Origin of the sequence: Campylobacter canadensis (assembly GCF_013177655.1) — a bacterium.
GTDB lineage: Bacteria > Campylobacterota > Campylobacteria > Campylobacterales > Campylobacteraceae > Campylobacter_E > Campylobacter_E canadensis.
In genome coordinates this window covers 554,104-567,350 of sequence record NZ_CP035946.1, presented here as the reverse complement: position 1 = coordinate 567,350, position 13,247 = coordinate 554,104, and the positions used below count along the sequence as shown (strand labels likewise).

General features: G+C 28.5%; 17 protein-coding genes. 2 read left to right on the top strand and 15 right to left on the bottom strand.

Going from position 1 to position 13,247, the window contains the following annotated elements:
- Positions 1–113: 113 nt before the first annotated feature.
- Both CCANL266_RS09425 and CCANL266_RS02685 read left to right on the top strand, forming a co-directional pair.
- Positions 114–296: a hypothetical protein gene (locus CCANL266_RS09425; protein WP_216657300.1), complete on the top strand. Its 183-nt coding sequence runs from the start codon at positions 114–116 to the stop codon at positions 294–296.
- Between the two features lie 18 nt (positions 297–314).
- Positions 315–725, top strand: a complete 411-nt coding sequence (locus CCANL266_RS02685; protein ID WP_216657307.1) for a Fic family protein — start codon at positions 315–317, stop codon at positions 723–725.
- Between the two features lie 359 nt (positions 726–1,084).
- On the opposite strand, the gene recO is transcribed toward CCANL266_RS02685, so the two are convergent.
- The 15 genes from recO to atpA form a co-directional block, all read right to left on the bottom strand.
- A complete protein-coding gene (gene recO / locus CCANL266_RS02680) occupies positions 1,085–1,693 on the bottom strand; it encodes a recombination protein RecO (RefSeq protein ID WP_172230963.1) in 609 nt (202 codons plus the stop codon).
- On the bottom strand, positions 1,681–2,403 hold the full coding sequence (locus tag CCANL266_RS02675; RefSeq protein WP_172234363.1) for a tRNA 2-thiocytidine biosynthesis TtcA family protein: 723 nt from the start codon (positions 2,401–2,403) through the stop codon (positions 1,681–1,683). The genes recO and CCANL266_RS02675 overlap by 13 nt, the downstream gene beginning before the upstream one ends.
- A gap of 11 nt (positions 2,404–2,414) precedes the next feature.
- On the bottom strand, positions 2,415–3,110 hold the full coding sequence (locus CCANL266_RS02670) for a 5'-methylthioadenosine/adenosylhomocysteine nucleosidase (RefSeq protein WP_224316029.1): 696 nt from the start codon (positions 3,108–3,110) through the stop codon (positions 2,415–2,417).
- Positions 3,107–4,084, bottom strand: coding sequence for an ACP S-malonyltransferase (locus tag CCANL266_RS02665; protein WP_172230960.1), 978 nt, complete (start codon positions 4,082–4,084; stop codon positions 3,107–3,109). The genes CCANL266_RS02670 and CCANL266_RS02665 overlap by 4 nt, the downstream gene beginning before the upstream one ends.
- Positions 4,085–4,224: 140 nt before the next feature.
- Positions 4,225–4,839: an FKBP-type peptidyl-prolyl cis-trans isomerase gene (locus tag CCANL266_RS02660; RefSeq protein ID WP_172230957.1), complete on the bottom strand. Its 615-nt coding sequence runs from the start codon at positions 4,837–4,839 to the stop codon at positions 4,225–4,227.
- A gap of 14 nt (positions 4,840–4,853) precedes the next feature.
- Positions 4,854–5,690 carry a tetratricopeptide repeat protein gene (locus CCANL266_RS02655; RefSeq protein WP_172230954.1) on the bottom strand — a complete coding sequence of 279 codons (837 nt, stop codon included), beginning with the start codon at positions 5,688–5,690 and terminating at the stop codon, positions 4,854–4,856.
- Between the two features lie 4 nt (positions 5,691–5,694).
- Positions 5,695–6,183, bottom strand: a complete 489-nt coding sequence (locus CCANL266_RS02650; RefSeq protein WP_172230951.1) for an OmpA family protein — start codon at positions 6,181–6,183, stop codon at positions 5,695–5,697.
- Positions 6,184–6,247: 64 nt separating this feature from the next.
- Complete coding sequence (locus CCANL266_RS02645) at positions 6,248–7,411, bottom strand: PD40 domain-containing protein (RefSeq protein ID WP_172230948.1); 1,164 nt, start codon at positions 7,409–7,411, stop codon at positions 6,248–6,250.
- Entirely contained in the window at positions 7,408–8,160 is a 753-nt protein-coding gene (locus CCANL266_RS02640; protein WP_172230945.1) for a hypothetical protein, read from the bottom strand. Before CCANL266_RS02640 ends, CCANL266_RS02645 begins: the two co-directional genes overlap by 4 nt.
- The gene (locus CCANL266_RS02635) at positions 8,157–8,552 is read right to left on the bottom strand and encodes a biopolymer transporter ExbD (RefSeq protein WP_172230941.1); all 396 of its coding nucleotides are present in this window, start codon (positions 8,550–8,552) and stop codon (positions 8,157–8,159) included. Before CCANL266_RS02635 ends, CCANL266_RS02640 begins: the two co-directional genes overlap by 4 nt.
- Positions 8,545–9,072, bottom strand: coding sequence for a MotA/TolQ/ExbB proton channel family protein (locus CCANL266_RS02630; RefSeq protein WP_172230937.1), 528 nt, complete (start codon positions 9,070–9,072; stop codon positions 8,545–8,547). The genes CCANL266_RS02635 and CCANL266_RS02630 overlap by 8 nt, the downstream gene beginning before the upstream one ends.
- Entirely contained in the window at positions 9,069–9,446 is a 378-nt protein-coding gene (gene atpC, locus CCANL266_RS02625) for an ATP synthase F1 subunit epsilon (RefSeq protein WP_172230934.1), read from the bottom strand. The genes CCANL266_RS02630 and atpC overlap by 4 nt, the downstream gene beginning before the upstream one ends.
- 1 nt (position 9,447) lies before the next feature.
- A complete protein-coding gene (gene atpD / locus CCANL266_RS02620; RefSeq protein ID WP_172230931.1) occupies positions 9,448–10,845 on the bottom strand; it encodes a F0F1 ATP synthase subunit beta in 1,398 nt (465 codons plus the stop codon).
- Between the two features lie 8 nt (positions 10,846–10,853).
- The gene (gene atpG / locus CCANL266_RS02615) at positions 10,854–11,732 is read right to left on the bottom strand and encodes an ATP synthase F1 subunit gamma (RefSeq protein WP_172230928.1); all 879 of its coding nucleotides are present in this window, start codon (positions 11,730–11,732) and stop codon (positions 10,854–10,856) included.
- Between the two features lie 8 nt (positions 11,733–11,740).
- The gene (atpA, locus tag CCANL266_RS02610; protein ID WP_172230925.1) at positions 11,741–13,246 is read right to left on the bottom strand and encodes a F0F1 ATP synthase subunit alpha; all 1,506 of its coding nucleotides are present in this window, start codon (positions 13,244–13,246) and stop codon (positions 11,741–11,743) included.
- Position 13,247 lies beyond the last annotated feature (1 nt).

The following is a 13,247-nucleotide window of genomic DNA, read 5'->3' as shown; positions in this document are numbered from 1 at the left end:
AAAATCTATTTTATTTTTTATGCTTATTATTTTTATATAAAATAATTTTTTTAATATAATTTCATCAATTATATAAATTAAAAAAAAGAGATTAACGACTATATAAATTTTCAATGAGCTTAGAAGAAAATATATTTTTAGCAAAAAGAAACATTATAGACAATATTTACAAAGGTGCTAGACTTGAAGGCATCTCCGTAACCTTTCCACAAATTTATGCAATTTTTAATGAAGCAAGTGTGAGTAACCTAAAAGTAGATGATATTGTAACTATAAATAACCTTAAACACGCTTGAAATTTTCTTTTTGATACTATTGATTACCCTAATGTTGATTTTGCTTATATTTGTAAAATAAATAAAACAACAGGTTCTAATTTAATTCACCAATCAGGTTATATAAGGCAATTTGGTGTTACTATCAGCAGAACAACTTGGATACCTAAAATGCCATATAAAGAAGAAATTATAGAAGAATTAAAAGAGATAGAAAAAATAACAAACACTACACAAAGAGCAATAACATTAATGTTGTATTTAATGAGAAGACAAATATTTAACGATGGTAATAAAAGAACAGCAATTTTGTGTGCTAATAAGGTTTTAATTAGTAACGGAGCAGGTTTGATAAATATCCCTGTAGAACTAATCAGCGAGTTTAAAGAAAGACTGATTAAATACTACGAAACAAAGAAAATAAAAGATATGATAGATTTTATTTATTAAAACTGTATAGATGGGTTTAATAGCGTAGAGCCTAGTATTGAAGAAAGGCTTGAAAGCGAGAAAAACGATGAAATGTTTAATGAGTATATAGCAAAATCTTATAAAAATAAATTGTTTTAAAAGTATGAGCTTTATTTTAAAAGTTTATATTGTAATAAGTTGTTCCTTAGTAATAGTATTTTTAAAAAAAAGGCAAGTTTAAAAATACTAAAGATTAATGTTTTTTGAAATAAATTTTTTAATTTTTCAAAACTTGTTTTATAATGCTTATTTTACTTCATAACTTTAGCAAATAATCCCCTTTATAAGTTGTATAAAATATAAATTATAAAGCAAGTAACGCATAATATTAGAATAATTTACACATTTAAAAGCTCTAAAAAATCATCTATTTCTTCATCGCTAAAAAAAGCTGAACTTTTAAGTAAAAATAATTTTTTAACCTTGTCAAAATTAATTAATTTATCTTTTTTACAAGAGCTACAATAAAGCATATAGTTTTCATCAAGACTTACATAATTTGTAAGCTCTTTTTCACATAAAGAGCAAAAATACTCCCTTTGCAACATTCCCTCATAATCTAAAATACTAATTATGCTATCTAAAATAGCTCTTTTTGCATCTTGTGAATTTAATTTAGTCATCAAGCTAAGACTTTGTTTGAAATAAATCTCATCACAACTTCCATTTTGTTGTAAAATCCTGTGCAAAAACGCACAATAATCTATCCAATATTTTAATTTTAAATAGTCATTTTGCCATTTACAATAATATTGCATTGTAGAATGCAAAATAGGCAAAAACATAGCTCTTTTACTAAGTTCAAAATCAATATAATTTCCAATACTAACAATAGAATGCTTTACTCCATAAAATCTATAGCATTTTAAATAAGAATCCTTAGTTAAAATGCTCACAATCAAATCTTTAAAATTAATTGTTTTAGTATTAAGAATTATTCCTTGCATTGAAAAAAAGTATCCAAATCTATATTTGAAAAAGCATTTTCAATATTCTTAAATAATTTAGGATTTTTAACTTCAAGGCTGTTTAATAATTGCTTTGTTTCATACCTTGCATGTGGCATTTTAACATCAAATCTCATAGCAGGACAAGCTTCATCGCCAATAACCTTAATTTCATTTGCCAAAGCACTTTCTTTTAACATTCTTTCTCTTACAAAAATAAGCGGTCTAATAACACAAATTCCTTTTTCACTTACAAATTTTGGTGCTAGGGTTCTTAATTTACCATTGTAAGTAAAATTCATAAAAAAGCTCTCAATAGCATCATCTAAATGATGACCTAATGCTAATTTATTAAACTTATTTTCTAAAGCAAAGGTGTATAAATACCCCCTTCTCATTCTTGAAAAAAATGAACAAAATGATGAGTTGCGACGAATTTTATCATTAGAAATTTCAAATATATTTGAGTCAATAATATGATGTTTTATTCCATTTAAAGTACAAAAATTACTTAAATATTTATAATCTTCTCCCATTCCATAGCTTAAAGTAGCTGCTTCAATATGAAAATCAAATGCAACTGCTCTTTGCATATGTAATAAAAGCTGCAACATTGTAATGCTATCTTTTCCACCGCTTAAAGCAATTAAAATTCTATCGTTTTCTTCAACTAAAGAATATTTTTCGCACGCTCTAGCAACTTCTTTAATTAATCTCTTGCTTAAAGTTTTTTTTTTAAATTTTCACAAATTTTTAATGCTAAATTAGCACTATTTGTTGCTGCAATTTTTAAAAATGTATCAAAACTAATTTCTGCTTCTTTACCAGCTTCATCACTAATAGCTCTTAAAATAACACAAGGAATTTTAAAAGCTTCGCAAACTAAGGCAACACTAGCCCCTTCCATCTCACAAGCATCAGCATTAAAGGTGTTTTTAATCCATTCTTTTTTATCACTTGAGCAGATAAATTGGTCTGAAGTAGCAATAATTCCTTCTTTTACACTAAGCTTTAAGTCTTTTGCTGATTTTAATGCTATTTTGTTTAAATCTTCATTAGTTTTTATATAATGACTTGTTTCAGGAATAAAACCAGCTTTATGCCCAAAAGCACAAATATCAACATCGTGTTGAACTAAAGAAGTAGCAAGTAATAAATCCCCTATTTTTAAATCAGCATTGAGCGAACCTGCAACTCCAGTAAAAATCAAATAATCAGCCTTAAAATGCTCTATCATAACACTAGCTGTAATTGCAGAATTTACTTTACCAATCTTTGAATAAGCAACCACCATTTTTCCTTGAGCATAATCAATTAAATAAAATGTGTTATTTGCGTATTCAACACTTGTATATTGAAATCTTTCTAAGATTGGCTCAATCTCTTCACGCATTGCACCTAAAATTGCTACTATCATAATTTTTCCTTTATTACTTTTACAAAATCTTTAATTTGTTCTAAATTAGCTAAGCTTATGCTCTCTTTTGTACTAATTTTTTTATTTAAACCACATAAAATATTGCTTGAAAATTCTATAAAACCATCAACTTCATCTTCAAGTACTTTTATATTTTGCTTATATAAAACAGGTTTAATTAATTGTTCTTGCAGCATTGTTTTAGCCTCAATATTGCTTGAATATTTTTTATTTGTTGCATTTGAAACAACAGGTATAAAACTATCTTTAAAATTTAAAAATTCACTTAATTTTATAGCAGCACTTTGTATTAATACACAATGACTTGCTACACTCATATTAAGTAACATTGCTCTTTTTGCACCTAAGGTTTTAAATTCTTCTTGATATTCTTCTAAATCAGCCTTTAAACCAGCAACAACAATCTGTCCATCGCAATTATAATTTGCTGCATAAATATGCTTATTATTTTTTTGCGCCTTAGCACAAAGCTCTTCTACTTTAGCATCATCTAAACCTAAAATAACCATCATAGAAGCAGGGTTGTTGCTACTTACACATTCTTGCATAAATTTGCCTCTTAGATTAACCAATTTCAAAGCTTCATTTAAAGAAATTGCACCATTTGCAACCAAAGCACTAAATTCGCCTAAAGAATGTCCTAAAGAAGCTGTGTTTTTTTTACAAATAAATTTATCTTCATTATTTTCTTCTCTAATCTTAATGCCTTCTTGAGCTAGTAAATATTTTAAAACCTCATAGTGTGCAATTGAGCTTAAAACTATTGCTGGTTGAGTAAATTCACTTTCATTTAGTTTTGAATTTTCACTAAAAATTAAGTTGTTAAAATCTATTTTGCAAAAATCACTTGCTTCTTTAAACATAGTTTTTATAAAATCAAAATTATCAAATAAATCCTTTGCCATAAAAGCTTTTTGCGAGCCTTGACCTGCATATATAAAAGCATAATTCATAAATATTCCTTTTCATAATTTTAAATTACTATAAATAAATATAACAAATTAAACGAAGTATTTATTAATACTAATTTAAATCAAGGATAAAGATATCCTTGAAAATATTTGGCTAAACCTTAGCCCTAAAATTAGCGTCCTCAGCCGCCGTGTCCGTGATGATGATGATGATGGTGCTCTTCTTCTTCATCATGGCAACCGCAACCACCGCCACCGTGTCCGCCGCAACAACCACCGCCGTGTCCGTGATCGTGTCCGTGTCCGTGACCGCCGCAACCGCAACCACCTGCTTGCATAGCAGCTCCACTTGCAAGCTCTTCTTCGCTTGCATCACGAACTTCTTTAATATTTATTGTAAATAATAAATCTTTTCCTGCATAAGGATGGTTATAATCAATAACAACACTATCATTTTTAATTTCTTTTACTACAACACGAACACTAGAACCATCTTCGTTTTCTCCAAATAATTCCATACCAACATTTAAGTCAATTCCTGCAAATTGCTCTTTTGGTAATTCTTGGATTAAACTATCATCATAAGATTTCCAAGCTTTATCGCTAGTAATTAAGATATCACTTTCATCGCCTTCATTTAGTTTTGCGATTTCTTCTTCTAAACTTTCTAATATTTGACCACGACCCAATAAAAATGAAATTGGGTTAAAATCTGAATTATCTTCTAAAACTTCATTTGTTTTTGCATCTCTTAAAATAAAATTTAAGCTAACAACTTTATCTTTTTCTATTGCCATTTTATGTCCTTTCTTTAAAATTTAACGCTTTTTGCTTCTTTAGAATTTGGAAATTCTTGCTTTAAAGCTTCATAAAAAACTTGAGCGTTTTCCTTTTGACCTAAATATTCTAAACTTTTAGCAGTTTTGAATAAAATTTCAGGCATATTGTTTGCTTTTACGCCTTGTGCTTTATATAAATTAACACTGTTTTTATAAAAATAAACCGCATCATTGTATTCTTTTTTTTCAAAAGCTATTTGCCCTAAATAAAAATTACTTAAAGCAGGTTTATGTCTCATTTGAGCTAAACTATAAAAAATTGACTTTGCTGGGTCATATTTTTTAGCTTGAAAAAGTTCAATCGCTTCATTCATTTGCTGATTAGGAGTTTTTTTACTTTCTTGTTGCTCAATTTCTTTTTTATTATCATTAATATTTTCATTAGCATTTTGTATTAACTTCACAAGCTCATTTATTGCTTTTTTTAGCTGAGCTATAGCTATCTTTTGACTTGCTAATTCTTTGTTTATACTTTCAATTTGAGTATTAATATTTATATTATTTGTATTAACAGTATTTTCAATTTGTAGTATTTTATTATTTTGATTGTAAGTTTTTGTAGATATATCATCTACTATGCCTTGCAAACCTTCAATCTGCTCTAATGCTTTATTTGTTTTAAAATCAACACCTGTATAATCTTGTTTTAAGGTATCAACCTTTTTTTTATTATCCAATAATGCCTTTTCAGTATCAGTTAATCCGTAGGGATTTTCTGAATTTAAATTACCAGCTTCAAAAGCTGATTGCTGATTAGCAAAAGATAAAGCAGGAATAAAAATCCCTGCAAAAAATATTTTTTTTAGCATTTAATTAAAATTGAACTTTTAATTCTGCTCTTCTGTTTTGAGCATCGCAAGCCTTTGTTTTATCTGTACAAACTGGATTGTTTTCTCCATTGCTCTTTAAAACAATTCTTGAACCATAAACGCCTTGAGATTCTAAAGCATCTTTAACAGCTTTTGCTCTTTTTAAACCTAAAGCTTGGTTATACTCTTCACTACCCCACTCATCGCAGTTACCTTCAACTAATACATTAAATTCTTTAGCATCATCTTTTAAAATATTAGCATTGCTTGAAACTGCTGAATACATATCTGAACGAATATCATACTTGTCAAAATCAAAATAAATTCTTGCTAATGAAGAATTAATTCTTTGGATTTTTGAATCAACATCTTCTTTTACATCAACATTTACTGTTGCTTGTTGGTCAATTGACTTTGGAGCTTCAACTGGTGCTTTTTGAGAGCAACCTACAAATAGTGCTGCTAATGCAGCTGCATAAACGATTTTTTTCATCTTAAACCTTTCAAAATAAAATAAACAAATTATTATACAATAAAAAATTAAAAAATATAAGTTTTTACCAATCTAAAGTAGAAATTTTTCCAATTTTTAGTGGAAAATGAAATACTTTATTCTCTTTAAGTCTTAAAATTCCTAAAGAACTTTGATTGCCTAATAACTTTATAAACATAATAGTTTCGCCATCTTTGCTAAAAATAGGGAAAATATTTCTACCATTTAATGTTAATTGTCTTACAAATTGGTTATTAACACTCATTAAATATAAATTAAAATCTCCTTCGCTTTCTCTACTTGAATAAACTACATATTCATTAAAAACATCAAAAGCTGAATTGTTTTTTCCATGATAAACTAATTGTGATGCATTATTTGAATTTAAAGCTTGCATATATATATTTGGATATGAACTACGGTCGCTTATAAACACAAATGAATTATCTCCAATAAATTTAGCCCCAACATCAATTCCTTTATAAGAAGTTAGTCTTTTTGCATTTTTTGTATTCAAATCAAATAAAAATACATCAGGCTGGTCGCTGTTTGTCATAGTAATTAAAGCTTTATCGGCTTTAACATCACTTAAAGCAAGCATTCCATTGCCACTAACTATTAAATTTTTTGTATTATTTGCTATATTATATTTATAAATTTTTAGCTCATCTTGCGAATAATCACTGTAATAAAATGCTTTTTCTTCATCATCAGCCCATTTTGCAAATAAATTCAAACCGCCTTGTAAAATAACTTTTTGATAAGACAACGTGTAATCAGCTAACACTATTTGACTTTGCTTTGCAGCTACCTTTCTTGTTAATAGAATTTTTTTATTCATCCAATCAACATTTGTTAAATTAAGCTCTTTTACCATATTTGATATTGCTTTATGAGATAAAAAAGCATACATATCCTTTGGATATTTTAATTTTGTATAATATTTAGTTTGCAATTTTGCATCTTTTAAAGTTAGCTCTAAATCGTATTTATCATCACTATCTTTTAAAGAATAATATAAAAAATAATCCGCATTACTGTCGGTGCTAATATCAAAAATTGCACTTACTAAAACATCGTTTCTTAATATATTATCAAATTCGGCATTTGCTTGAGTATTGGTTAAAATTTGGATTTTAGGTAAAACCTCTTGCTCACCAACCACATCCATAATTAAATCAGCAAATAAAAAAGAATTTAATAAAAACACAAGTAAAAATTTTTTCATAAAATCTCCTTAACAACTAATTTTTTACTTAATCTTATTATACCTTTATAAGGTTTTGATAAAGGTGGTATGCCTAAATTTTTTTTATCATTATTAATTTTTTTTATAAATTCTCTTACACATTGGTAAAAAATATCATCTGATGTTTTATTTATATCTTCAATACTAATATAACCTTCTTCATCAATATAATAATTTAATTTAATACTATTTTTATCATCAATTAAAGGGGAATTTGCCAATATTAAATTCCAAATACTAGTAAGATAAATATTTATAGCACTTAAATACTCATCATAAACGCCTTTAATCTTTGTGCTTGTTTTTTCTTGATTTGAATCTTTATTTGACTTTATACTATTTAAAATACTACTTACTTTACTTACATCTACAGTTTTTTTTGCAATATTATTTTCTACATTTTTATTTTGCACTACTGGTTTATTTGTATTTAAACTATCAAATAATGAACTTACATCGTTATTCTTATTTTGTATTTGTTCTTTTTTTTCTTCTTGGGTATTATTTGTATTTGTACTTATTTGCGAATCGAGTTGTTTTTTATCTTCTGTAGCTTTTTTTGCATTAGAATTTGTAGAAAAATCTTGAGTAATAATGCTAATCTCAAAATTGCCATATTGTATATTTTTTATTTCTTTTTTTGCATTATTTAAAAAGACAAAAAAAGCAAATAAAATACAAAAATATATCAAACAAGAAAGAAAAAATGCTTGTATTTTACTCATCATTTTGTCTGTAAAGAAATTTTTGTAAATCCTGATTTAGCAAATACACTTAATACTTGCATTAGTTTTTCATAACTAATATTTTTATCACCTGAAATATAAACAACCTTGCTTTTATCAAACTTGTTAATATTTAAAATAAAATTATCAAAAAAACTATTAAAATTATATTTTGTTGAATTTATAGTAATTTCATTATTACTAATGCTTACAAAAATATCTCCTTTTAACGCCTTTGTTGGGTTTTGTTTAGAACCGTCTGGAATATTAATATTTTCATCATATCTAATACTAGGGAAAATAAGCATAAAAATAACCAATAAAACAAGCATAACATCAACTAAAGGAGTTATATTCAACTCTGGAGTTGAGTTTAAAAAATCATTATCATTCATCTTCTAAAATCTTTACCTGACTATCAATAACATTCATACAATCAAAAATTTTTCTTTTAACTAATAAATGAAAAGTATATGCTAAAACTGCACAAATAATTCCTGCTGCCGTCGCTATTAAAGCATGACCTATAGGATTAGCAATTTTGCTGATATCATTAGTTGAAGTTAAATTAGTTAAAGTTATATATATAGATACCACTGTTCCAAATAAACCAATAAATGGCGATGTCGTAGCTATTATACCAAGCCAAGTAAGTCCTTCACTTAATTTTCTAGTAGCTGTATTTTTATAAACTTGCAATTTACTTTTTGAATCTTCACAAGGTTTTAAGTAAGCATCAAAACTTAATTCTTTATTTTTTACAAGAGAATTTAAAGCCTTTGCCTCACAAGAAAAAAAAGAATTTAAATTAACAATTTTATATAAAAAAATAGCTAAAGAAATAATCATATAAAAAATTAATACAAATATAGCAACCATAGTTGCTATATCAAATTCTTTTAAAAAAGCTATCATTTTGAATCCAAATTACCTAAAGTAGCAGCTAAAGCACTTGAATTTGCACTAGCTGATTTTAATAGCTCTTTTGCTGCTTCAATTTTTTGTTTGCTAATTGAATTTTCATCTCCACCTAAATAAACAGCACCTTGAGCTAAAACTATAATTTCATTCTCATCAACTTTAGCATGCCCTGAATCAATAGCTATTAATTCACTTTTACCATTAGTGTTTTCAACTTTAATAATACCAGCTTGTAACAAAGCAATTAAAGAAGCGTGATTTGGTAAAACACCAAATTCACCTTCTTTTCCTGGCAACAAGACTGATTTTATAAAATCATTAAAAATTTCTCCACTAGGTGTAACAATTTCTAACTTTAATTTATTCATCTTAAGCCTTTAACTTTTCAGCCTTTTCTTCAGCTTCTTTGATATCTCCAACCATATAAAAAGCATTTTCTGGTAAATGGTCATATTTACCTTCTAAAATTCCTTTAAAGCCTGCTATTGTATCTTCAAGGCTTATATATTTTCCTGGACTGCCTGTGAAAACTTCTGCAACGAAAAATGGTTGTGATAAGAATTTTTCAATCTTTCTTGCTCTTTCAACTACAAGTTTATCCTCTTCGCTAAGCTCATCCATACCTAAAATAGCGATGATATCTTGTAAATCTTTGTATTTTTGAAGAACTGATTGAACACCACGAGCAACTTTATAATGTTCTTCTCCAATGATATTTGGATCAAGCATTCTTGAAGTTGAGTCAAGTGGGTCAACTGCAGGATAAATACCCTTTTCAGCAATAGCTCTATTTAAAACCGTTGTAGCATCTAAGTGAGCAAAAACAGTCGCTGGAGCTGGGTCGGTTAAGTCATCAGCTGGAACATAAACAGCTTGAACTGAAGTAATTGAGCCTTTTTTAGTTGAAGTAATTCTTTCTTGGAATTTACCCATTTCACTTGCTAGGGTTGGTTGATAACCAACAGCTGATGGAATTCTTCCTAAAAGTGCTGACATTTCAGAACCTGATTGTGAAAATCTAAAGATATTATCAATAAACATAAGTACATCAAGACCCATTTCATCTCTAAAATATTCAGCCATTGTTAAACCTGTTAAAGCAATACGATTTCTTGCCCCTGGTGGTTCATTCATTTGACCATAGCATAGAGCAACTTTGTCTAAAACATTGCTTTCTTTCATTTCATTATAAAGGTCATTTCCTTCACGAGTTCTCTCGCCCACACCTGCAAATACTGAATAACCGCTATGTTTAAATGCAACATTGTGAATAAGCTCCATAATAATAACAGTCTTACCAACACCTGCACCACCAAAAAGACCTACTTTACCACCTTTTGCATAAGGAGCAAGTAAATCTACAACTTTAATTCCTGTTTCAAAAATTTCACTTTTTGTACTTTGGTCTTCAAATTTTGGTGCTTGTCTATGAATAGCCCATTTTGTATCAAATGCTATTTCTTCACCTTCATCTATTAAATCTCCAGTAACATTGAAAATTCTTCCTAAAACTTTTTCACCAACGGGAACGCTAATAGGAGCACCTAGAGCATTTGCTTCAACACCTCTTGTTAAACCATCTGTCATATCCATAGCAATAGTTCTTACCCTATTATCTCCTAAGTGTGCTGCTACTTCTAAAATCAAACGAGCTTTTTTGCCTTCAATTTCGTAATTAACTTCTATTGCTTCATTAATTTTTGGTAAGTAACCATTAAAATCAACATCAACAACAGGACCTAAAACTTGTGATATATATCCTTTCATTTATACTCCTAACCTTTCATTGATTCAACACCACTAATTATCTCAATTAGTTCAGTTGTAATATTTTCTTGTCTTGCTTTATTGTAAGCTAAATTTAATTGTCTTACTCTTTCTTTTGCATTATTAGTTGCATTATCCATAGCCTGCATTCTTGCGCTATGCTCTGCTGCTAAAGAGTCTATTAAAGCATAATACATACTGTATTCTATGTATCTTTTTAATAATTCTTCTATAACCTCTGTTTCTTCTGGTTCAATTTCCAATAAAGAATTTAAATTCTCATAATTTTGCTCGTAAGAAACAGGTAATAAATTTTGAGTAAATAATTCTTGTGAAATCATATTTTTATATCCATTATGAACCAATATAATTTCATCAGTTATTCCATTTGTAAAATCCACAATGGCTGGATTTATAATATTTTTTGCCTTATCGTAATCAGGGTTTGAGCTAATCCCTATATATTTTTCTAAGATATCCATTTTTTGAAATTTACAAAATTCATAACCTACTTTACCAATAGCTCTTAATCTAACATTACTACCTTTACTTTTATATTCATTAACGAGCCTAATTACTTCCTTTAAGGTTTTAATATTAAATCCACCACATAAACCCTTATCAGATGTAACAAAAATAATATCTACAGTAGCAACCTTATCAAGCTTTGTAAAAAAACGACTTTCTTTAGCTAAGTCAAACTGATTAAGCTTGTATGCAATTTCTTGCATAACAGCTTCAACCTTGTTTGCATACACTCTTGATTGCTTTGCTAGTTCTTCTGCTTTTTTTAATTTAGCAGTAGAAACTAACTTCATAGCATTAGTTGTTTTTTGAGTGTTATGCACACTTTTAATTTTTCTTTTTATCTCTTTTAAATTTGCCATTTTAAAACCTACGCTTGTGTTGTTTTAAACTCATTTAAAACTTTAATAATTTTTTCTTCTAATTCTTTATCAATTGCTTTTTTACTTCTAATTTGCTCAAAAATCTCAGGTGCTTTAACTTCTACGAATGGATACAATTCTTGTTCAAATTTAGAAATCGCAGATACTGCTAAATCATCTAAAAATCCTTTAGTACCAGCAAAAATTAATAAAACTTGTTTTTCAATTGCTAAAGGTGAATAAGGAGCTTGTTTTAAAACTTCTACCATTCTTTGACCACGCTCAAGTTGTTTTCTACTTGCTTCATCTAAATCACTAGCAAATTGTGCAAAAGCTTGTAATTCTCTATATTGTGCAAGGTCAAGTCTTAATGTACCTGAAACCTGCTTTGTAGCCTTAATTTGTGCAGCACCACCAACACGAGATACTGATAAACCAACGTTAATTGCAGGACGAATTCCTGAGTTGAATAAATCAGTTTCTAAGAAAATCTGCCCATCTGTAATTGAAATAACATTGGTTGGAATATAGGCTGAAACATCACCTGCTTGTGTTTCAATGATTGGTAATGCAGTTAAAGAACCAGCACCTAATTCATCATTTAACTTACTAGCTCTTTCAAGTAATCTTGAATGAAGATAAAAAACATCTCCAGGATAAGCTTCACGACCTGGTGGGCGGCGTAAAATCAAAGACATTTCACGATAAGCTACTGCGTGCTTGCTTAAATCATCATAAACAATTAAAGCATGTTTTGCATTATCTCTGAAAAATTCTCCCATAGTTACACCTGTGTATGGTGCTAAATATTGTAATGCAGCAGGCGAACTAGCGCTAGCGCTAACTATAATTGTATATTCCATAGCTCCGTGTTCTTCAAGTTTTTTTACAACCTGTGCTATTGTGCTTTGTTTTTGACCTATAGCAACATATATACAAGTTACACCTTGACCTTTTTGATTAATAATTGTATCAATAGCAACTGTAGTTTTACCTGTTTGCCTATCTCCAATAATAAGCTCTCTTTGACCACGACCAATTGGAACTAAAGCATCAATAGCCTTGATACCTGTTTGTAAAGGCTCATGAACGCTTTTTCTAGCCATAATACCTTTTGCTTTTTCTTCAACAAAGGCAGTTTTGCTAGTATTAATAGCACCTTTACCATCAATAGGTTCACCTAAAGCATTAACAACTCTACCAACAAGTTCTTCTCCAACTGGTACTTTTAATAATTGTTTTAATCTTTTAACACTTGAACCTTCTTTAATATCTTCACAATTTCCTAAAACAACAATACCAACGCTGCTTTCTTCAAGGTTTAAAGCCATACCTTTTACATTATTTTCAAATTCAACCATTTCACCTGCCATAATGTTTTTAAGCCCAAAAACATTAGCAACACCATCAGCAACTGAAATCACCTTGCCAGTTTCTTCAATTTCAAGATTTAAATCAAAGTTATCTATTCTTTCTTTGATTATTGAACTTATTTCATTAGCATTAAAACTCACT